Origin of the sequence: Pseudomonas sediminis, assembly GCF_039555755.1 — a bacterium.
In the GTDB taxonomy this organism is placed as follows: domain Bacteria; phylum Pseudomonadota; class Gammaproteobacteria; order Pseudomonadales; family Pseudomonadaceae; genus Aquipseudomonas; species Aquipseudomonas mendocina_D.
The window spans coordinates 376,980-397,419 of the sequence record NZ_CP154631.1 but is presented as its reverse complement, the minus strand read 5'-3'; the positions used below and the strand labels follow the sequence as shown (position 1 = coordinate 397,419).

Sequence of the window (20,440 nt, the reverse complement as noted above, 5' to 3'; positions counted from 1 at the left end):
CTTGCTGTGGGAGCGAGCTCTGCTCGCGAATATTGGCGAGGCTGAAAAGCTTCGCGAGCAACGCCCGCTCCCACATCTGTCTGTCTAGTCGAACAACACCTTGGCCACGTCGCTGTAGCGCTTGGCGAAGTGCACGGTAATGCCTTCCTTGAGATAGTCCGGGAGTTCCTCGTAGCTGCCGCGATTGGCCTCCGGCAGGATCAGTTCATGGATCTTCTGCCGCCGCGCCGCGATCACTTTCTCGCGCACGCCACCGATGGGCAGCACCTGGCCAGTGAGGGTCAACTCGCCGGTCATGGCTACGCCTTTCTTCGGCGCCTGGTTGCGCGCGAGCGACAGCAGGGCGCTGGCCATGGTGATGCCGGCACTGGGGCCATCCTTGGGCGTGGCCCCTTCCGGTACATGCAGGTGGACGAAGGCCTGGTCGAAGAAGGTCGGATCGCCGCCGAACTGCTTCAGATGCGAGCTGACGTAGCTGTAGGCGATCTCCGCCGACTCCTTCATCACTTCGCCGAGCTGGCCGGTGAGCTTGAAACCGCGATTGAGCGTATGGATGCGCGTCGCTTCGATCGGCAATGTGGCGCCGCCCATGCTGGTCCAGGCCAGGCCGGTGATCACCCCGGTGCCGGCCAGTACGCGCTCATTGCGGAATACCGGCATGCCGAGGGCTTGCTCGAGATCCTTGGCGCCAATGCGAATCTTCGCTTCGGGATCGTCCAGTAGCTTCACCACTGATTTACGCACCAGCTTGCCCAGCTGTTTCTCCAGCTGACGCACGCCGGCTTCGCGGGCATAGCCTTCGATGACTGCACGCAGCGCTGCATCGCTGATGGACAGTCGCGCCTTCGGCACGCCGGCCTTGTCCAGTTGCTTGGGCCACAGGTGGCGCTTGGCGATGGCCAGCTTTTCCTCGGTGATATAGCCGGACAGGCGGATCACTTCCATGCGGTCGAGCAGCGGGCCGGGAATGGAGTCTAGGGTGTTGGCGGTGCAGACGAACAGCACCTTGGACAGGTCCAGGCGCAGGTCCAGGTAGTGGTCGAGGAACTCGACGTTCTGCTCCGGATCGAGGGTCTCCAGCAGCGCCGAGGCCGGGTCGCCCTGGTAGCTGGTACCCATCTTGTCGATCTCGTCGAGCATGATCACCGGGTTCATCACCTCGGCTTCCTTCAGTGCCTGTACCAGCTTGCCGGGCATGGCGCCGATGTAGGTGCGGCGGTGGCCCTTGATCTCCGCCTCGTCCCGCATACCGCCTACCGAGAAACGGTAGAACGGCCGGCCGAGCGATTCGGCGATGGATTTGCCGATGCTGGTCTTGCCCACGCCGGGCGGGCCGACCAGTAGCACGATGGAGCCGGCGATCTCGCCCTTGAAGGCGCCGACGGCGAGGAACTCGGTAATACGCTCCTTGATGTCGTCCATGCCCGCATGGTGCTTGTCCAGCACCTTGCGCGCGTGGCCCAGGTCGAGCTTGTCCTGGCCATGAATGCCCCAGGGCAGAGCGGTGGACCAGTCCAGATAATTGCGCGTGACGGCGTACTCAGGCGAGCCGGCTTCGAGGATCGACAGCTTGTTCAGCTCCTCGTCGATGCGTTTCTGCGCCTGCGCCGGCAGGGTCTTGCCTTCGAGGCGGGCGAGGAATTCCTCGCGGTCGGCACTCTTGTCGTCCTTGCTGATGCCCAGTTCCTGCTGGATCAGCTTGAGCTGTTCCTTGAGGAAAAACTCGCGCTGGCGCTCGCCGATCTGCTTGTTCACTTCAGCCGACAGCTCTTTCTGCAAGCGGCCGACCTCGACTTCTTTGCGCAGCAGCGGCAGCACCTTCTCCATGCGCTTGAGCATGGGCACGGTATCGAGCACTTCCTGCAGCTCGCGGCCCGGGGCGGTGGTCAACGCGGCGGCGAAGTCGGTGAGCGGCGACGGATCATTGGGGCTGAAGCGGTTCAGGTAGTTCTTCAGCTCTTCGCTGTACAGCGGGTTGAGCGGCAGCAGCTCCTTGATCGCGTTGATCAGCGCCATGCCATAGGCCTTGACCTCGTCGCGCGGGTCGTTGGGCGCCTGCGGATATTCGACTTCGGCCAGGTACGGGCCGCGGCGGCTGAGCCAGCCACGGATGCGCACACGGGTCAGACCCTGGGCAACGAACTGCAGCTTGCCACCTTCCTCGCTGACATGGTGCACACGCACCAGGGTGCCGTGTTCGGGCAGGCTGTCGAGATCGAACTCGCCGTGCTCGTCCGGTGGGGTGTCGACGAAGAACACCGCCATGCACTTGTGCTCGGTGTTGCCAACACGGGTGAGGGTTCGGCCCCAGGGTTGCTCGTTGACGATCACCGGCAACACCTGCGCCGGGAAGAACGGGCGGTTGTGGATGGGGATGATGTAGAGCTTGTCCGGCAACTGCTGCGCGGGCAATACCAGGCCGGTGCTATCGGCCTGGACGTGAACTTCGACGGTTTCCGGGGTGTTGTCCTGATCGTTCATGGAGCACCTTTACGTGTACGTTGGGAGCGACATGGGGCGACCGCAGGGTTATTTCAACGGTTCACTCAAGAGTCAGGCGAATGCCCAGCAGGCGCTGTTCGATCAGCGGAGTGAGCAAGGCAAAGCATTCGCCTGGGGTGAGGCGAATTCGCGGTGCCTCGATCAGGTCGCTCTGCAGGCGTTCGAGCAGGGCGAGCAGGTGCGGATCCTGTTCCTGGTCGAACAGCCGGTTGCAGAGAAAGCGCAGTTGCATCTGCAAACCGGGCGGGCAGCGTTGGTAGTTGGCCGCGCGTACGGTCAGACCGCGCAGCCTGGCGAGGTCTTCAAGCGAGCGGCAGGACTCGCCAAGACCACGAACGCCAGGGTGGTGATGGTGACGGTAGAGGCGATCTTCGAACTGTTCGATCACGCCCAGCAATGCCTCGATCAGCCGGCAATGCGCATCGAAGTCGGCTGGGTTGCGGCGTAGCCGTGGCCAGTGCTGCTGCAGTGGCGGCAATTGCAGGTCGGTGTCGGACCAGCCAAGCCAGAGCCCGTCTAGCTGGTGCGCCAGCGCGTTGCGCTGGGCTACACCATCGGCGTCCTGCTGTGCGCCCAGGCCGCGGTGTTTCTGCAATGCCTGAAGCAGGTCGAGGCATCGCCGTACGATATCGGCGTCCGCCTGTTTGCCTGCGTGGTCACGACGCGTTCGCACGCGTCGCAACAGGCCATCGGCCAGTGCCAGCAACGGGGCCAGCAGGAGGAGAATCAGTGTTGCGTCACTCATTGGGGCTCGCTTGTTGTACCGATTACAGGTTCGAGGCAACTCTCCTGCCAGTTGCCGCAACTGTGGAATATGGTCTGATAAACGCTTGGTAAGTGCACGTTAATGGCGCCTGATGGTATGCAGTGGTGCGTTTTCTTTCAGGTTGCTATAGGTGCAACCATCTCGCTGATGGGAGGTTGCGGCGTTTTCCCTCTGAAAGGAGTAAAGTGCAACCCTTGTTTCGTGCCGCCAGTCTTTTGCGATGTTGCAAGCCCGTGTGATCCGCCTGGATGAACAGGCCCATGAACATGCCCACGATCATCATCAGCTGGTGATGTCCTTGATCGGGCGCGCCGAATTTGAAGTCGGCGGCCGCGGTGGGGAGGTCTGTCGCATGCGCGCCTGTCTGGTGCCAGGCGACGCCGCTCACCAGTTCGCCGGCATGGGCGACAACCGCATGCTGATTCTGGATCTGGACGAGCAGGACACCCCCAGTGAAGACCTGGAGCTGCTCCACCGTCTGTTCGAAACACCGCGCTATCCCGCCCTTGATGTCGATTTTCAGCACCTTCTGACCTATGCCGGCGCCGAACTGGAACGCTATGGCAGCGACCCGATCCTCGCACGTTCTCTTGGTGGCGTCCTGCTGCGGGCCTTGCACCTGCGCCTGTTCGGCGAGCAGCGCAGGCAGCCGCAAGGGACACTGGATCTGCAACGCCTGAACGACTACATAGCTGAACATCTGGCCCGGCGGATCAGTGTTGCCGAACTGGCTCAGGAGATGTGCCTGAGCCCCAGCCACTTTCATGCCCTGTTCAAGGACAGTGTCGGCCTGACCCCGCATCAGTACCTGCTCAAGACCCGTCTCGACCGCGCTGCGCGAATGCTGCGTGAGAGCAATCTGCCGCTGGTACGCATCGCCGAGGAATGTGGCTTTTCCAGCCAGAGCGCCCTGACCACGGCGATGCGCCGTTACATGGGGCTGACCCCGAAGCGCCTGCGCGCCGCCTGACTCGCGCTTTTGTGGGAGCGAGCTCTGCTCGCGAAACTTTTGCTGCTGCTGTTCGCGAGCAGAGCTCGCTCCTACAGGGCTGGCAGTTCAGGAGAGGGGCGCCTGTCACCTTGTTGATCACACCACCACATCAGCAGTGGCGTAACCCAGCATTGGCGCAACGCGAATATCGCCCAGTCGAGTAGGGTGGGCTTCAGCCCACCAGTCAGCCCACGCCTCATGTAAGCCGACGATGGGCTGAAGCGGATCGCCGCCCGGCCCACTCTACCCATTCTCAGGCGTAGTTCTGCGGGCTGAGCTTGCGCTCGATCAGCTCGATGAGGATGTGCAGGGTCTTGATGTGCAGTTCCTGTACGCGGTCGGCGAAGTCGCCGCCCGGGGCACAGATGCACACGTCGGCCAGGCTTTCCAGCAGCGAGCCGGGCTTGCCGGTCAGGGCGATCACCTTCACGCCCAGCGTCTTGGCCGCTTCGGCGGCCTTGACCACGTTCGGGCTCTTGCCGCTGGTGCTGATGGCGATCAACACGTCACCTGCGCGGCCGTGGGACTCGATGTAGCGCGAGAAGATGAAGTCGTAACCAAAGTCGTTGGCCACGCAGCTGATATGGCTGGGGTCGCTGATCGACACGGCGGCGATGCCGGGACGGTTCTTGCGGTAGCGCCCGGTCAGTTCCTCGGCGAAGTGCATGGCGTCGCACATCGAGCCGCCATTACCACAGGAAAACGCCTTGCCCTTGTTCTCGAAGCTTTCGACCAGCAGTTCAGCGGCCTTCTGGATGTTGCCCAGGGTCTGCTCGTTGGCGAGGAAGGCCTCCAGCGCGCGCTGGGCTTCCTGCAGGCTGTTGCGGATATGTTCGATCATCTCGGGCCTCAAGGCAGGTCGCTGCTGGAATAGAAGGCGGTCAACACTTTCACCAGGTGATCCAGATCATGGCTGCCGGCCAGTTCGCGGATCGAGTGCATGGCGAAGGTGGGCAGGCCGATGTCGACCGTGCGCACGCCAAGCTGGCTGGCGGTGATCGGGCCGATGGTGGAGCCGCAGCCCATGTCGCTGCGCACCACGAAACTCTGCACCGGCACTTCGTTTTCCAGGCACAGGTGGCGGAAGAAACCGGCGGTCTCGCTGTTGGTGGCGTAGCGCTGGTTGCTGTTGATCTTGATCACCGGGCCGGCGTTGAGCTTGGGCCCGTGGTTGCCGTCGTGCTTGTCGGCGTAGTTGGGGTGTACGCCGTGAGCGTTGTCCGCCGACACCAGCAGCGAGCGCTGGATAGTGCGAACGAAAGCATCGCCGCCAGGTAGTACGCGGCGCAGCACCTGTTCGAGGAAGGGGCCGTCGGCGCCACAGGCGGAGCAGGAGCCGACTTCTTCGTGGTCGGTGCAGACCAGTACACAGGTTTCCTCGTCATCGGATTCGATCAGTGCCAGCAGGCCGGCGTAGCAGGACAGCAGATTGTCCAGGCGTGCGCTGGCGATGAAATCCTGGTTGAGACCGACGATGGCGGCGCTCTGGGTGTCGTAGAAGCTCAGTTCATAGTCCAGCACTGCGTCCGGGTTGAAGTCGTGCTCCATGGCCAGCTGTTCGGCGAGCAGGGCGCGGAAGTCGGCGGTTTCGCTGCTGGCCAGTTGGGCCAGGATCGGTGGTAGCTCGTTCTGCGGATTGATCGCCCAGCCCTGGTTGGCCTCGCGGTTGAGGTGGATGGCCAGGCTGGGGATCACGGCGATGGGCTGGTAGAAGTCGATCAGTTGGCTTTCGACCTTGCCGTCGCGGCGGTAGGTCACGCGGCCGGCCAGCGATAGGTCGCGGTCGAACCAGGGGGCGAGCAGGGCGCCGCCGTAGACTTCCACGCCGAGCTGGAAGAAGCCCTGGCGCTGTAGTTCCGGATTCGGCTTGACGCGCAGGCAGGGGCTGTCGGTATGGGCACCGACCAGGCGAATGCCGCCATCGACGGCCGGGCGCTTGCCCAGCTTGAAAGCGATGATCGAGGAGTCGTTGCGGGTCACGTAATAGCGGCCGCCGGCTTCGGTCTGCCAGGGCGCGCGTTCGTCTAGATGGCGGTAACCCGCGGCTTCTAGGCGCATGGCCAGGCTGGTGGTGGCATGGAAAGGCGTCGGCGAGGCGTTGAGAAAATCGAGCAAGCCTTGGATCAGTTCTTCGCGCATAGGGACTCCGGGCAACGATGGCGCGAGTGTAACCAATTTGCATCGCGCTGTGCCGGCTGCGCACTTGTTTGGGGCGATAGTTTCAGACTATCCGCGGGTAAGGTGCGCTGCGCGTTTGCGGTCTGAGATCGCCCGATCGCCTTTGCTGGTGCGCACGGCGCACCCTACGGGCGTGAGGAGCGGGAGTTGTCAGAACGGCGCTGGGCATTCGAAGCGTAGACGCTCGCCCGTTTGCGGATGGGTGAGGGCGAGCATGCTGGCGTGCAGGCACAAGCGCTCATGGGCTGCCAGGGCCTGCTCATGGGCGTAGAGACGATCGCCCAGCAGCGGATGGCCGATGGACAGCATATGCACGCGCAACTGGTGTGAACGGCCGGTGATGGGCGTGAGCTCGACCCGGCACCAGTCGCCGCAGCGCTCGACGATGCGCCAGTGGGTCAGGGCGTGCTTGCCCAGTTCGTGATCGACGACGTGACGCGGCTTGGTCGGCGGGTCATAGCGCAGCGGCAGATCGATACTGCCGCTGTCGGCCTGCGGCTGGCCCCAGCACAGGGCGGTGTAGGCTTTCTCGGTTTCACGGTCGTGGAACTGGCGCGACAGCTCGCGGTGGCTGTCGGCATCGCGGGCCAGGACGATGATGCCGGAGGTCTCCCAGTCCAGCCGATGGACGATGCGCGCCTCGGGGTAGCCGTTTTCCTGCAGGCGGGTGACCAGGCAATCCTTGTTGTCATCGGCGCGGCCAGGCACCGACAGCAGTAGGGTGGGCTTGTTGATCACCAGCAGGGCGGCGTCCTGGTGGAGAATTTCGATCTGGCTAAGCGGCATGGGGCGTTCGCAACGGTCTGGTAGGAGCGAGCTCTGCTCGCGAAAAATGCAGGTCACCGATATTCGCGAGCAGAGCTCGCTCCTACGGGCTATTGATGGCTACAAACGAACACGGCGGCCGAAGCCGCCGTGAGCGCAACTGGACTCGATTAACGATCCGGCAGAGTGATGTTCAACTCCAGAATCGAGCAGCTGCCCTGGTTTTCCAGTGCAACCTGTACCTGGTCAGAGTCGATGTTGACGTACTTGCGGATCACTTCCACCAACTCCTGCTGCAGGGCAGGCAGGTAGTCCGGCTGAGTACGCTGGCCACGTTCGTGGGCAACGATGATCTGCAGGCGCTCTTTGGCGATGGATGCGGTGGTTTCCTTCTTGCGTGAACGCAAGAAGTCAAAAATATTCATTCTCGACCTCCAAACAGGCGCTGCAGGAAGCCCTGCTTCTTCACATCCAGGAAGCGGTGCGCGACTTCCTTGCCAAGCAGGCGATCAACAGCGTCGCTGTAGGCCTGGCCGGCATCGCTTTGGTCATCGAGGATGACCGGGATGCCCTGGTTGGACGCCTTGAGCACGGCCTGGGATTCGGGGATCACGCCGAGCAGGCGGATGGCGAGGATTTCCTCGACGTCTTCGACACCGAGCATTTCGCCCTTGGTGACGCGCTCGGGGTTGTAGCGGGTCAGCAGCAGGTGTTCCTTGATCGGCTCTTCGCCTTTCTCGGCGCGGCGTGATTTGCTCGCCAGTAGGCCGAGCATGCGGTCGGAGTCACGTACCGAGGACACTTCCGGGTTGGTCACGACGATGGCTTCGTCGGCGAAATACATCGCCAGGTGTGCACCCTTCTCGATACCAGCAGGCGAGTCGCAGACCACATATTCGAAATTTTGCGACAGCTCATTGATGACTTTCTCGACGCCTTCGAGGGTCAGTGCGTCCTTGTCACGGGTCTGGCTGGCGGCCAGCACGTAGAGGTTCTCGAGACGCTTGTCCTTGATCAGGGCCTGAGTGAGGGTGGCTTCGCCGTTGACCACGTTGACGAAGTCGTACACCACGCGGCGTTCGCAGCCCATGATCAGGTCGAGGTTACGCAGGCCGACGTCGAAGTCGACGATGACGGTCTTGTGGCCGCGCAGGGCGAGGCCGGTACCGATGGCGGCGCTGGTGGTGGTTTTACCGACGCCACCCTTGCCGGAAGTGACTACGAGGATCTTGGCCAAGGTGATTCACCCTAAAAATGAATAAAACGCGGGAATCCGTCAGCCAATCGAGGCTTCCAGATGCCTTTTTGTGTCCGTAAAAAAGTGGCCGCAGTATCCGTTAAAGGCGGGTGATGTTCAACACGTCACCCGACAGGCTGACATGTACCGCATCGCCCCACAGCGGGTCGCGGCGCAGGTCTTCGGCGACCTTGTAATGGCCGGCGATCGACAGCATTTCGGCGCCCATTTGCTGACAGAAAATCCGTGCCTTGGTGTTGCCCTTGATGCCCGCCAGAGCGCGGCCGCGCATGGGCGCGTAAACATGGATGTTGCCATCGGCGAGAAGTTCCGCCCCGGCGCTGACCGGCGCCAGCACGATCAGATCGCCACCCTGGGCATAGACCTGCTGCCCGCCGCGCACCGGGCTGGTGATGATGCGGCTGGGTTTGTGCTCGGGTTCGGCGGGCTTTTCTACAATTTTTTTCGGCGCTGGATCGAGAGGGCGTTCGCGTGCGCCGGATGGCGGCAGTACTGGCAGATCCATGGCTTCGGCTGCGGCGACATCGCTTTCGCGAGAGGCGCGGATGGCCAGGGTACGCAGGCCGTGGCGGCGGCAGACCGCCATCAGCTCTGCCAGATCCAGTTCGCCTTCGCCTTCCGGCAGTTTGTCCAGGGCCAGTACCAGCGGCGTATTGCTGAAGAAGGCCGGGGCCTGGGCGACTTTTTCCGTCAGTTGCGCATCGAGGCGTTCGAGATCGTTGTGCGCCAGTTCCATCACAGTGATGGCGAGCATGCTGCCCTTGAGCTGGAATACGGGGTCTTGGGCGAGGAGGTCGGCTTGGCTCATGGTGATGCGATGGGCCTTCTGGCGAGTCGAAAGATGCCCGGACTTATAACGAGATAGCCCGCATGCCGCAAGCCGCCTGAGCAGACGAGTCCGACCGGAGGCGAAGCTGTCCCGCCGCTGGGCGGTCGCCGTGACCAGCATGGCTCGCAGCGAAGCCGCCGAGCGAGGGGGAAACTGCGTTAGAATGCGCGGCTTTGTATGTGATCGGAAACGCCTCATGGATCGCCCCCGCTTTCGCGCCTATTTTCTTCATCCGCGCTTCTGGCCACTGTGGCTGGGGTTCGGGTTGCTGTGGCTGGTGGTGCAGCTGCCTTACGCGCTGCAACTGAAGCTGGGGCGGGCACTGGGCTGGCTGATGTATCGCACGGCGAGCTCGCGCCGGCAGATTGCCGCGCGCAATTTGGAGCTGTGTTTCCCAGGCAAGAGTGCTGCCGAGCGCGAACGTCTGTTGAAGGAGAATTTCGCCTCCACCGGTATCGCCTTCTTCGAGATGGCCATGAGCTGGTGGTGGCCCAGGGCGCGCCTGGCTCGCCTGGCGCACGTCGAAGGCCTCGAGCATCTGCAGCGGGCGCAGGCCGAGGGGCAGGGCGTGATCCTCATGGCCGTGCATTTCACCACCCTGGAGATTGGCGCCGCGCTGCTCGGTCAGTTGCACACCATCGACGGCATGTACCGCGAGCACGACAACCCGCTGTTCGACTACATCCAGCGCCGTGGCCGCGAACGCCACAACCTCGATGCAACCGCTATCGAGCGTGAGGATATTCGAGCGATGCTCAAGGTGCTGCGTGCCGGTCGCGCCATCTGGTACGCGCCGGATCAGGACTATGGGCGCAAGCAGAGCATCTTCGTGCCGTTGTTCGGCATCCAGGCGGCGACGGTTACCGCCACCACCAAGTTCGCTCGCCTGGGCAAGGCGCGCGTGGTGCCCTTCACCCAGCAGCGTTTGGCCGACGGCAGCGGTTATCGCCTGGTGATCCATCCGCCGCTTGAAGGCTTCCCGGGTGACAGCGAAGAGGGCGATTGCCTGCGCATCAATCAGTGGATCGAGCAGGTGGTGAGCGCCTGCCCGGAGCAGTACCTGTGGGCGCACCGTCGCTTCAAGACGCGTCCCGAGGGCGAGCCGAAGCTGTACGGAAAGCGCGCGTAGCCCATCTATACTGCAACGAAAAACAGGATCGCCCGATGACCGTGATTGCCAGTCCCGATGCGCCCGTTACCGGGTTGATCCTCTCTGGTGGTGGGGCTCGGGCGGCCTATCAAGTGGGCGTGCTGTCGGCCATTGCCGACCTGCTGCCGGACGCCTCGCACAATCCCTTTCCGGTGATAGTTGGCACCTCGGCCGGGGCGATCAATGCCGTCAGCCTGGGCTGTGGCGCACTGCAGTTCGGCGAGGCGGTACGGCGCCTGACCTCGGTCTGGCAAGGCTTTCATACCCACATGGTGTACCGCAGCGACTTGCCGGGCGTGCTGCGCCAGGCGGCACGCTTCGTTGGCCACAGCTTGCTCGGTCTGGGGCGCGATGTGCCGGTGGCCTTGCTCGACAGTTCGCCATTGCGCGAGTTGCTGGAGCGCGAGCTGGATTTCTCTGGTATCGCGGCGGCGGTGCGTCATCGCCAGCTGCGTGCTGTGGCGGTGACGGCTTTCGGCTACGAAAGCGGTCAGGCAATGACCTTCTACCAAGGCCGCGCCACCATCGACCCCTGGTTCCGCCACCGCCGCGTGGGTGTGCCGACGCGGTTGCAACTCGACCACCTGCTGGCTAGCGCGTCGATCCCGCTGATCTTTCCGCCGGTAAAGATCAACCGCGAATATTTCGGTGACGGTGCGGTGCGCCAGGCAGCCCCGATCAGCCCCGCGCTGCACCTTGGCGCCAGCCGCGTGCTGGTGATTGGCGTCAGTGGCAACGCGCACGGTGATCCGCAAGTGCCTGCTCCGGTCAACCCTGCCAACCGTCCGCCGAGCCTGGCGCAGATCGGCGGGCATATGCTCAACAGCACCTTCATCGACAACCTGGAAACCGATATCGAGCTGCTCGAACGACTCAACCAGATGAGCGCGCTGGTGCCGCCTGAGCGGCGCCCGCGCGGTTTGGGCTTGAATCCGGTGGATGTGCTGGTGATCGCGCCGAGCCAGCCGCTGGATCAGATCGCCGCGCGCCATCAGCGTGAGCTGCCCAAGGCGCTGCGACTGTTTCTGCGCGGGCCGGGTGCGACCAAGGCGGGTGGGGCGGGCGTGCTCAGTTACTTGCTGTTCGAGCCTGGCTATTGCAACGAACTGATCGAACTAGGCTACCAGGACGCGATGACGCGCAAGGCCGACCTCTGCCGTTTTCTCGGCTTGACCGAGGTCGTCCAGTCCGCCTGATTCAGCTCAGGCCAGCACGCCATCACGAAAATCGCGCAGGGCCTGCTCGATTTCCTCGCGGCTGTTCATCACGAACGGCCCGTACTGCACGATGGGCTCGTTCAGCGGTGTGCCGGCGATCAGCAGCACTCGCGCACCCTGGGCGCTGGCCAGGTGCAGCTCACCCTCGTCGGACAGGCGCACCAGGTGCCCGGCACTGACCGGTTGAGCGCTGGCCCCAGGCAGCTCCAGCAAACCCTGGTAGACGTAGAGCATCACCCGCTGACCATCGGCCAGGCGCGGTGAGATCTGGCTGCCGGCTGGCAGATTCAGGTCGAACAGCTGAGGCTGGGTGTGCGGACGTTGCACGGCGCCAGCCTGGCGGATATCGCCGTCATCGAACTCACCGGCGATCACCACCACTTCGGCACCGGACGCTGTGTTGATGCGCGGGATATCGCTGGCTGGAATGTCGCGATAGCCCGCTTCGCCCAGCTTGTCCTTGGCTGGCAGGTTGAGCCACAGCTGGAAGCCGCGCATGGCTCCGGACTCCTGCTCGGGCATCTCGCTGTGGATGATGCCGCGCGCAGCGGTCATCCACTGCACGCCGCCGCTGCCGAGCAGACCGACGTTGCCCAGGTGATCCTCATGGCGCATGCGCCCCTCGAGCATGTAGGTGATGGTCTCGAAGCCACGATGCGGGTGCGGCGGGAAGCCGGCGATGTAGTCGTCGGGATTGTCGGTGGAAAACTCGTCGAGCATCAGAAACGGATCGAAGCGCTCCAGGCCGGGGCCGCCGATCACGCGGTTGAGGCGCACACCGGCGCCGTCGGAGGCGGGTTGCCCAGGCTGGATGCTGATGACGCGGCGTTGCGAGGTCATGGCGAGCTCCTTGAAAGGTAGGAATGACGCCATGCTAGTCGCGTTGAATCGATATTTGGGTGGAAAATTTACGGGTTATGCATCGATAAAGTCGATGCATAACCCTTGCTCAGTCGGCGATCTTCAACTTGCGCGACTCGTGATAGAAGAAGCGCAGCTTTTCGTACTCGAATGGCGAGTTCAGCTGGCCGTAGCGGAAGCCGGTATTGGCGCGGGTATCGACCACGCGCAGCACGGTAATGCCGGGGTTGCTGCGGCTGGCGTCGGCCACATCGAGGTAGTTGACCGCATTCTCCAGGCTGTAATCCGCCACCAGGCCACTGGTGTCGCGCAGGTTCGACGGGCCGAGCAGCGGCAGCATCAGGTACGGGCCGGCGGGCACGCCGTAGTAACCCAGCGTCTGGCCGAAGTCTTCGCTCAGGCGCGGCAGGCCCATCTTCGTCGCTGGGTCCCAGACGCCGCCCACCCCAAGGATGGTGTTGAACAGCAAGCGCGCGGTGCTGTTCATCGCCCGCTTGCCTTTGAGCTGCAGCACGCTGTTGGCCAGCGTGGGAATCTCGCCGAGGTTGTTGAAGAAGTTGTGTACGCCGGTCTGCACCAAGTTCGGCGTGACGTAGCGGTAGCCGTCGACCACGGGCAGGAACACCCACTGATCGAAACGGTAATTGAAGTGGTAGACGCGGCGGTTCCACGACTCCAGTGGGTCATAGACCTGCAGGGCGTCACTGGAGGCGCGTTCGAACTCTTGTTGATCCAGCCCAGGGTTGAATTGCAGGTTCTGCAGCGGATTGGTGAAGCCGTCTGCGTCGACCTGGCCTTCGGCCAGTGTCTGCCCGCTGGCCAGCAGCAGGGCGAGGATAAGAGTGCTGTGCTTAACCACGGAAGAACTCCAGCATGGCGTCACTGTTGACGCGATAGTTGAGGTTGCCGCAGTGCCCGCCACGCGGGTAAAGGGTCAGGCGGTCGCCGAAAGTGCGGCGCAGGAAGCCGATATCGCCTGGGCCGAGGATCAGGTCGTCGGCATTGTGCATCACCGAGACCTTGTCGCTGCTTTTGAGGTAGTCCTCCAGGGCATAGAGGCTGCTCTTGTCGATCAACTGGTTGAGGCTGCCGCCGTCATAACGCGCACGCCACATGGGCATCAACTGTTCGGCGATGTAGCAGTCAAAGTCGCAGCGCAGAGCCATCTGGAAGAACGGCGTGAGGCTGGTGCTCTCGGTGATGCGGTAGTCGCGCGGGGTAATCAGGCCACGGCGGTTGAGCAGGTCCGAAGTGAAGACGATAACGGCCGACGAGAAGCGGAACGAGGTGCCGATCAGCATCGCCATCTGCTCGTCGGAGAGTTTTTCCTTGGATTGCTGGAAGTCGTAGAGCATGGCCTCGTTGATATCGAGGTAGCCCTTGTCGTTGAAGTAGCGAGTCAGCTTGCCCAGCACCAGGTCATAGAAATTGGTGCTGTTGTCGATGCCTTGCACCTTGGTCTGCACCAGCTTGTCCAGGTTGCTGACAGAGGTGTAGAGGTTGACCGGCGGGTTGAGCAGCAGCACGCGTTTGAAATCGAAGGCACGCCGGGTTTCGTCCAGCTGGCTGACGAAGGCGGCATGCAGCGCCCCCAGGCTGTAGCCGGTCAGCAGGAACTCGCTGACCTCCAGCTTTGGATGCTGAGCACGCACGGCCTGCATGGCGCGGTACAGATCGTCGGCATCATCCGGGCTGTAGCCTGGCGTGGCCGAGCGCGAGGCAGCGGCCATGAAGTCGTAGCTGGTCGGCGACGACAGCTGCACGACATGGAAGCCAGCGCCGTAGAAGAGTTTCTTCAGGTATTCGTTGGTGCCGCTGGCGTAGTGTGCGCCGGTGCCGGCGATGATGAAGATCAGCGGCGCGCGGCCTTTCTGCTCGGCCAGGCGATAACGCAGCCGGGTCACTGGCCAGAAGTTCTCCAGCAACTCGAATTGTCGATCCGGGCGCAGGCGTACCGAGTAATCGCGCTGCCGGATGTCTGCATCGGCCGGCAGCGCCGGGCGCAGCTCGGGCGGTGTGGTGGCGATGGTCGCTTCGAACGGGTTGGCCAATGGATAGCCGTAGCTTTCCGCATCCAGATCGGCGGCCATCGCTGAGATACAGAAGGCCAGGCCACCGAGCAAGGCGGCGAGTCGGGCAAGGCTGGGCATGTGTTAAGTCCCTTTGAATAAGAGAGCGTCTGGATTGAACAGCTGGCTTATGACAGCAGCAAGCGGGGCAAAGTGCCAGACTATCCTGCCTTATCTCAAGGAAACATGCGTAGCCGCAACAGGAGGCGCGCGACCACTGACTTCAGGCTTTTTAATCAGGCGTGGTGGTGCAGCCAGGCATGCTTTGGGCGCTCTGCCGCAGGCTGACGACGGCGTTCGAAACGCTGCCAGACCTTTTCGTGGAAGTAGAAGCCCACCGAGTTGCACAGGGGCTCGATGGCCGCCACCATGCCGCTGGCTGCGACACTGCCAGTCAGGGCATAGGTAACGGCGAAGGCGATGCAGAAGTGCATGATGGTGAAGGTCAGGGTCTTGAGCATGATGCACCTCGTTGAGAATCATTTCGTCATGTAAGAGAGGCTAGTCCTGTTCGTCAGTGTCGGGAAATGTGGCCTTTGCATGGTCTTGATAGTGTTGATCAATTGATTTTTGTTCTTGGAGAGTCTCTTTCTATTTATTTTGCCTCGGGGTGTCTGCGTTAAGGTGGCGCTCTCTTGCGGTGGAGTTGGGCGATGCAGATCAGTGATATTCCCTTTGGCGTAACGGACTGGGCTGCGATACCAGCGACCGAGCATCCGGGTGAGCGTGGCGTTGCACGTTGGCGTACTTGCCAGTTCGGTGCGCTGCGTGTGCGCATGGTCGAGTATTCGCCGGGCTACCTGGCCGACCACTGGTGCCGGAAAGGGCATGTGCTGTTGTGCCTGGAGGGAGAGCTGACCACCGCGCTTGAGGATGGCCGGGTATTCGTGCTCAAGCCTGGTATGAGTTATCAGGTGGCTGATGGGGCCGAGGCTCATCGTTCATCGACGATGTCTGGCGCACGCCTGTTCGTGGTGGACTGAGCCGCAATGCTTTGGCGCATGGCTGCCGATGCCCTGGTGCTGGTGCACCTGGGTTTCATCCTGTTCGTGCTACTAGGTGGCTTGTTGCTGCTGCGCTGGCCGCGCCTGATCTGGCTGCATATACCTGCAGTAGCCTGGGGCATCGTGGTGGAGTGTTTGCATCTGGGGTGTCCGCTGACGCCCTGGGAAAACCAGTTACGCCGTGCGGCCGGGCAGGCCGGCTATGACGGCGGCTTTATCGAGCACTACCTGATACCGCTGATCTATCCGGCCGGGCTCACGCCAAAAATCCAGCTCTACCTGGGCGCGATCGTGGTGTTGGTCAACCTGAGCGTATACGCCTGGCTGATCTGGCGCTGGCGCAATAAGGCTTGATCGCGATTTGCCCTGCCTATTCATAAGTCTGATGAAGGCGCGGGTGCTTTATTGCCTTCGCTACACTGGCAGCTATTGCAACCAAACATTGAAGGCAGGGCTGCTATGCAAAACCGCATGATGATCACTGGCGCGGGCTCCGGCCTGGGACGCGAAATTGCCCTGCGGTGGGCACGCGAGGGCTGGCGACTGGCGCTGGCCGACGTCAACGAGGCCGGCCTGGCGGAAACATTGAAACTGGTCCGTGAGGCTGGCGGTGATGGCTTCACCCGACGTTGCGACGTGCGTGACTACAGCCAGCTGACCGCTCTGGCGCAGGCCTGCGAGGAGCAGTTCGGTGGTATCGACATCATCGTCAATAACGCCGGTGTCGCCTCTGGCGGCTTTTTCAGCGAACTGTCGCTGGAGGACTGGGACTGGCAGATCTCGATCAACCTGATGGGCGTGGTCAAGGGTTGCAAGGCATTCCTGCCGCTGCTGGAAAAGAGCAAGGGCAAGATCGTCAACATCGCCTCGATGGCGGCGCTAATGCAGGGGCCGGGCATGAGCAACTACAACGTCGCCAAGGCCGGTGTGGTGGCGCTGTCGGAAAGTCTGCTGGTAGAGCTGCGTCAACTGGAGATCGGCGTGCACGTGGTCTGCCCATCCTTCTTCCAGACCAACCTGCTGGACTCCTTCCGTGGCCCGACTCCAGCGATGAAGGCTCAGGTCGGCAAGCTGCTGGAAAGCTCGCCGATCAGCGCGGCAGATATCGCCACTTACATTCATGACGAAGTGGCCAAGGGCAGCTTCCTGATTCTGCCGCATGAGATGGGCCGCATGGCCTGGGCGCTGAAACAGAAGAACCCGCAGGCGCTTTACGACGAGATGGCCAGCATGGCCGAGAAGATGCGCGGCAAGGTCAAATCGATCAGCTGACCACAGGGTCAGCTATTTTCGCTGGTAGGCTTGCCTGGTGTGGCCACCGGGGGTAGGGTGGCCGCCCCGGCCTGCCTGTCGTAATGACTTCGGATACCTCGTGAAACCAGTCCCTCGGGCCCTGCTGCTAGTGGCCCTGGTGCTGGCGGCGATCAATTTGCGCCCCGGCATCACCTCCCTTGCACCGCTGATCGAACGCATCGCTGCAGAGCTTTCGCTGAGTCGCAGCTTCATCAGTCTGACCACGGCCTTGCCGGTGTTGTGCATGGGCCTGCTCGCGCCGCTGGCGCCGCGCCTGGGCATGCGCTGGGGGCTCGAACGCACCATCGTGCTCTGCCTTGGGCTGATCGGTCTGGCGCTGCTGGCACGTCTGGCCGCGCACCAGAGTGCGGTGTTGATCGGCAGCGCCATTGCCCTGGGCGCTGCCATCGCGGTCGCCGGGCCGTTGTTGTCGGGATTCATCAAGCGTCACTTCGCCAGCCAGATGGGGCGCGTGGTGGGCTGGTATTCACTGGGTATGGCCATAGGCGGGGCTGGTGGCGCAGTGCTCACCGCGCCGGCCACGGCGTTGTTCGGTGACGCCTGGCACCTGGGCCTGGCGGTATGGGCGGCACCTGCGCTGTTCGGGTTCATGCTCTGGCTATGGCTGCCCAACCAGGCGGGTGCTGCCAATGAGCAGGAAAGCGGTGGTCTGCCCTGGCGGCAGCCGCGCGCGTGGCTGATCAGTTGCTTCTTTGCCATTCAAGCGGGCTTGTTCTATGCCATCGCGACCTGGGCTGTGGCGCGTTATCACGAAGCGGGGCTGAGCATGCTGCGCAGCAACTCGCTGCTCAGTCTGGCCATGCTCATGGGGCTGCCCAGCTCGTTCCTGCTGCCCTGGCTGGCGCAGCGCTACAACGCGCGTTATCCGCTACTGTTGGCTTGCGGTGCGGTCACCTGCGGTTGTCTGGCGATGGTGACCTTCATGCCGCGTTTCGTTCCGGAACTGTGGGCGGTGATCCTGGGTTTTTCGCTGGGTGGCTCCTTCGCCCTGTCGCTGGTGCTGCCGCTGTACGAAGCCGGCTCGCCGATGGCTGTCAGCCGCTGGACGGCGATGATGCTGTTCACCGGTTACAGCCTGGGTTGCCTGACGCCCATTCTCACCGGCTTGGCGCGCGACCTGTCCGGCAGCTACCGTCTGCCGTTTGCAGTGCTCACTGCGCTGGCGCTGGTGATGACGCTGGTGGCGTGGTTGCTGGGGCGTAGCAGGCGTCAGCCTCGCTGAAGAATTGGCAGCAGTTCCTTTCTTGCCCAGGCGTGCTGTGTTAGAAGGCGTTCTGCTTTTTCAGGAGTGCCGGTGTGGAGTCCGAATCCATCGTCTATGGCTGTATCCGCGACTGGCCCTCGGATGACCCCGAGCAACGTCGCCTGCGCCGTGAAACCAATCATGGCGTGCTGGCCGAATTGCCGGCCGGCGAGCTCTGGCCGTTCCTTGGTCGTGAAATGTTCTCCTTCTGCGACCAACCCGGTGCCGGCCTTTACCAGACCCAGGTGATCCACTTCGGCGCCAGCTATGGCGCGATCGAATACGAATGGAACCTGTGGATCGAAGCCTTCGAGGCGCTGCTCAAGCGTCTGTACTGGGCCAGCGCAGTGGTGCATCTGGAAACCGAACTCAACGGTATGCATACCTTTCGCTGGGAGTCCGATAGCGGCTTTCATAGTCCGCAGGAAGGTGGGCTACGCGTGCGTTGCGCCTGGGAGCGCGAAGGCGCCTTGCGCAGTTAGGGGGCGAGAATGATCAACTATCTATGGTTTCTGTTGGCGGCCCTGTTCGAGATCGCCGGTTGCTATGCCTTCTGGATTTGGCTGCGGCTCGATCGCAGCGCCTGGTGGATCGCTCCCGGGCTGCTAAGCCTGGCGCTGTTCGCGCTGATCCTGACCCGCGTCGAAGCCTCCTTCGCCGGCCGCGCTTATGCCGCCTATGGCGGTGTGTATATCGTCGCTTCGCTGGTGTGGCTGGCGTTGATCGAGAAGACCCGGCCAATGCTCAGCGACTGGTTGGGCGCTGCGCTGTGTCTGGTGGGGGCTTCGATCATCCTGCTGGGACCGCGGTTGCATTCCTCTTGATCTGCTTATAAGCATCGGAAGTAAAAAGTTCCGTTGTCATCAAATCTTTATATATCGGCAACTGCGCTGAAATAACCCCTCGCCAAGATTCCCCCCAACACGAACGAGCCCATTGCTCGGGTGTTTTCAACACTTAAAGTCCAACAGGGGAATCCTCGATGATCCGTAAGCACTTCGCCGGTTTCGCAGCCAGCGCCCTGGCTCTGGCCGTCTCCGCCCAGGCTTTCGCCGGTACCGTCACCACTGACGGCGCTGATATCGTGATCAAGACCAAAGGCGGTTTTGAAGCTTCCACTACCGACAAACAGTTCGGTTTCAAGATCGGTGGTCGTCTGCAGGCTGACTTCGATCAGTTCGACGGCATCTATACCCGTAATGGCAATACCGCCAACGAAGCCTACTTCCGTCGCGCCATCCTGGAAATTTCCGGTGTTGCCTACACCGACTGGAAATACGCCTTCAACGTCGACTTCGGCGAGAGCGGCAGCAGCAAGTGGGACGAGGCCTCGATCACTTATACCGGTTTCAAACCGGTCAATGTGAAGATCGGCCGCTTCGATCCTGACTTCGGCCTCGAAAAAGCCACCAGCTCCAAGTGGATTACTGCCATCGAGCGTTCCGCTGTCTATGACCTGGCCGACTGGGTGAACGACAAGCAGGACGGCATGGGCGTGCAGGTCAGCGGCGTTGCTGGCGACATGTTCTACGGTTCGGCTGGCTTCAACCGTGCCAAGGGCAATGAAGACGTAAACGGCAAGAACAACAACACCTACAACCTGCGTGGTGTGTTCGCCCCCATGGCCGAAGCCGGTAACGTCCTGCACTTCGGGGTCAACTACGCCAAGCGCAGCACCGAAGACTTCGATGGTCGCATCCGTTCGCGCCTCAACGTGCGCGGCACCACTGAAGACGGTGTGAACGGCAACCGTCCTGATTTCGCTCCGGCCGTCGCCGGCCAGTTCGACGGTGATAGCGCCTGGGGCCTGGAGGCAGCTTTCGCTGCGGGGCCGTTCTCGATTCAGAGCGAATACCTGCGTCGTGACATCGACGCCAAGTCAGGCTCTGCACGTGATGACCGTGAAGCCACCGGCTACAACGTTCAACTCGCCTACACCCTGACCGGTGAAGCGCGCGGCTACAAGCTCGATGGTGGCAAGTTCGACAGCATCAAACCGGACAACAAGCAGTTCGGTGCGTGGGAAGTGTTCTACCGTTACGACAACATCAAGGCCGAAGAGTCGAACATCATCGACACCAAAGCCAAGATCCACACTGTCGGTGTGAACTGGTACGCCAACGAAGCGATCAAGGTTTCCGCCAACTACCTGAAAGCGTCGGCTGACAACGTGACCAACGCTGCTGGCGACGACGATGGCGATGCTGTGAGCCTGCGCCTGCAATACGCTTTCTGATACATCACTGATTCTGCTCCTGCTTGAGCCCCGTCATTGGCGGGGCTTTTTTGTTGC

22 protein-coding genes are annotated in these 20,440 nt (G+C 62.3%); 10 read left to right on the top strand and 12 right to left on the bottom strand.

Features of this window, described 5'->3' with window-relative positions:
- Positions 1–84: 84 nt before the first annotated feature.
- Together lon and AAEQ75_RS02015 are read right to left on the bottom strand one after the other, a co-directional pair.
- Positions 85–2,481 carry an endopeptidase La gene (gene lon, locus AAEQ75_RS02020; RefSeq protein ID WP_343350742.1) on the bottom strand — a complete coding sequence of 799 codons (2,397 nt, stop codon included), beginning with the start codon at positions 2,479–2,481 and terminating at the stop codon, positions 85–87.
- 61 nt (positions 2,482–2,542) lie between these two features.
- On the bottom strand, positions 2,543–3,247 hold the full coding sequence (locus tag AAEQ75_RS02015) for a hypothetical protein (RefSeq protein ID WP_343350741.1): 705 nt from the start codon (positions 3,245–3,247) through the stop codon (positions 2,543–2,545).
- A 241-nt stretch (positions 3,248–3,488) separates the two neighbouring features.
- Here AAEQ75_RS02015 and AAEQ75_RS02010 point away from each other — a divergent pair, with 241 nt between their 5' ends.
- Positions 3,489–4,238: a helix-turn-helix domain-containing protein gene (locus AAEQ75_RS02010; RefSeq protein ID WP_143506048.1), complete on the top strand. Its 750-nt coding sequence runs from the start codon at positions 3,489–3,491 to the stop codon at positions 4,236–4,238.
- 274 nt (positions 4,239–4,512) lie between these two features.
- Here AAEQ75_RS02010 and lpcA read toward each other — a convergent pair whose 3' ends face one another.
- The 6 genes from lpcA to minC all read right to left on the bottom strand — a co-directional run bounded on the left by lpcA (position 4,513) and on the right by minC (position 9,268).
- Positions 4,513–5,100 carry a D-sedoheptulose 7-phosphate isomerase gene (lpcA, locus tag AAEQ75_RS02005; RefSeq protein ID WP_037003644.1) on the bottom strand — a complete coding sequence of 196 codons (588 nt, stop codon included), beginning with the start codon at positions 5,098–5,100 and terminating at the stop codon, positions 4,513–4,515.
- An 8-nt stretch (positions 5,101–5,108) separates the two neighbouring features.
- Positions 5,109–6,398 carry a M18 family aminopeptidase gene (locus AAEQ75_RS02000; RefSeq protein ID WP_343350740.1) on the bottom strand — a complete coding sequence of 430 codons (1,290 nt, stop codon included), beginning with the start codon at positions 6,396–6,398 and terminating at the stop codon, positions 5,109–5,111.
- A 189-nt stretch (positions 6,399–6,587) separates the two neighbouring features.
- On the bottom strand, positions 6,588–7,223 hold the full coding sequence (locus AAEQ75_RS01995) for an RluA family pseudouridine synthase (protein ID WP_143506050.1): 636 nt from the start codon (positions 7,221–7,223) through the stop codon (positions 6,588–6,590).
- 149 nt (positions 7,224–7,372) lie between these two features.
- Positions 7,373–7,627, bottom strand: a complete 255-nt coding sequence (gene minE / locus AAEQ75_RS01990; protein ID WP_004423407.1) for a cell division topological specificity factor MinE — start codon at positions 7,625–7,627, stop codon at positions 7,373–7,375.
- On the bottom strand, positions 7,624–8,439 hold the full coding sequence (gene minD, locus AAEQ75_RS01985; RefSeq protein ID WP_004423409.1) for a septum site-determining protein MinD: 816 nt from the start codon (positions 8,437–8,439) through the stop codon (positions 7,624–7,626). Before minD ends, minE begins: the two co-directional genes overlap by 4 nt.
- A gap of 100 nt (positions 8,440–8,539) precedes the next feature.
- Positions 8,540–9,268 carry a septum site-determining protein MinC gene (minC, locus tag AAEQ75_RS01980; RefSeq protein WP_143506051.1) on the bottom strand — a complete coding sequence of 243 codons (729 nt, stop codon included), beginning with the start codon at positions 9,266–9,268 and terminating at the stop codon, positions 8,540–8,542.
- 217 nt (positions 9,269–9,485) lie between these two features.
- Here minC and AAEQ75_RS01975 point away from each other — a divergent pair, with 217 nt between their 5' ends.
- The gene (locus AAEQ75_RS01975; RefSeq protein ID WP_343350739.1) at positions 9,486–10,418 is read left to right on the top strand and encodes a lipid A biosynthesis lauroyl acyltransferase; all 933 of its coding nucleotides are present in this window, start codon (positions 9,486–9,488) and stop codon (positions 10,416–10,418) included.
- 35 nt (positions 10,419–10,453) lie between these two features.
- Positions 10,454–11,635 carry a patatin-like phospholipase family protein gene (locus tag AAEQ75_RS01970; RefSeq protein ID WP_343350738.1) on the top strand — a complete coding sequence of 394 codons (1,182 nt, stop codon included), beginning with the start codon at positions 10,454–10,456 and terminating at the stop codon, positions 11,633–11,635.
- A gap of 6 nt (positions 11,636–11,641) precedes the next feature.
- Here the strand turns inward: AAEQ75_RS01970 and AAEQ75_RS01965 are convergent, their stop codons facing one another.
- From AAEQ75_RS01965 to AAEQ75_RS01950, 4 genes are all read right to left on the bottom strand, one after another.
- Positions 11,642–12,496, bottom strand: a complete 855-nt coding sequence (locus AAEQ75_RS01965; protein ID WP_179575793.1) for a pirin family protein — start codon at positions 12,494–12,496, stop codon at positions 11,642–11,644.
- A gap of 109 nt (positions 12,497–12,605) precedes the next feature.
- The gene (locus tag AAEQ75_RS01960) at positions 12,606–13,376 is read right to left on the bottom strand and encodes an MlaA family lipoprotein (protein WP_106733108.1); all 771 of its coding nucleotides are present in this window, start codon (positions 13,374–13,376) and stop codon (positions 12,606–12,608) included.
- Positions 13,369–14,667 (bottom strand): serine/threonine protein kinase, encoded by a 1,299-nt coding sequence (locus AAEQ75_RS01955; protein WP_343350737.1) that lies wholly within the window; start codon positions 14,665–14,667, stop codon positions 13,369–13,371. The genes AAEQ75_RS01960 and AAEQ75_RS01955 overlap by 8 nt, the downstream gene beginning before the upstream one ends.
- 155 nt (positions 14,668–14,822) lie before the next feature.
- Entirely contained in the window at positions 14,823–15,047 is a 225-nt protein-coding gene (locus tag AAEQ75_RS01950; protein WP_099522227.1) for a DUF2061 domain-containing protein, read from the bottom strand.
- Positions 15,048–15,239: 192 nt separating this feature from the next.
- Here AAEQ75_RS01950 and AAEQ75_RS01945 point away from each other — a divergent pair, with 192 nt between their 5' ends.
- From AAEQ75_RS01945 to AAEQ75_RS01915, 7 genes are all read left to right on the top strand, one after another.
- Positions 15,240–15,569: a DHCW motif cupin fold protein gene (locus tag AAEQ75_RS01945; RefSeq protein WP_343350736.1), complete on the top strand. Its 330-nt coding sequence runs from the start codon at positions 15,240–15,242 to the stop codon at positions 15,567–15,569.
- A 6-nt stretch (positions 15,570–15,575) separates the two neighbouring features.
- Positions 15,576–15,944: a DUF2784 domain-containing protein gene (locus tag AAEQ75_RS01940; protein ID WP_343350735.1), complete on the top strand. Its 369-nt coding sequence runs from the start codon at positions 15,576–15,578 to the stop codon at positions 15,942–15,944.
- A 105-nt stretch (positions 15,945–16,049) separates the two neighbouring features.
- Positions 16,050–16,862 carry an SDR family oxidoreductase gene (locus tag AAEQ75_RS01935; RefSeq protein ID WP_017677984.1) on the top strand — a complete coding sequence of 271 codons (813 nt, stop codon included), beginning with the start codon at positions 16,050–16,052 and terminating at the stop codon, positions 16,860–16,862.
- Between the two features lie 100 nt (positions 16,863–16,962).
- Positions 16,963–18,126 carry a CynX/NimT family MFS transporter gene (locus AAEQ75_RS01930; protein ID WP_343350734.1) on the top strand — a complete coding sequence of 388 codons (1,164 nt, stop codon included), beginning with the start codon at positions 16,963–16,965 and terminating at the stop codon, positions 18,124–18,126.
- A gap of 74 nt (positions 18,127–18,200) precedes the next feature.
- Positions 18,201–18,629 carry a hypothetical protein gene (locus AAEQ75_RS01925; protein WP_343350733.1) on the top strand — a complete coding sequence of 143 codons (429 nt, stop codon included), beginning with the start codon at positions 18,201–18,203 and terminating at the stop codon, positions 18,627–18,629.
- Between the two features lie 9 nt (positions 18,630–18,638).
- Positions 18,639–18,971, top strand: a complete 333-nt coding sequence (locus AAEQ75_RS01920; RefSeq protein ID WP_343350732.1) for a YnfA family protein — start codon at positions 18,639–18,641, stop codon at positions 18,969–18,971.
- A gap of 158 nt (positions 18,972–19,129) precedes the next feature.
- Positions 19,130–20,383, top strand: a complete 1,254-nt coding sequence (locus tag AAEQ75_RS01915; protein ID WP_343350731.1) for an OprO/OprP family phosphate-selective porin — start codon at positions 19,130–19,132, stop codon at positions 20,381–20,383.
- Positions 20,384–20,440: the final 57 nt, after the last annotated feature.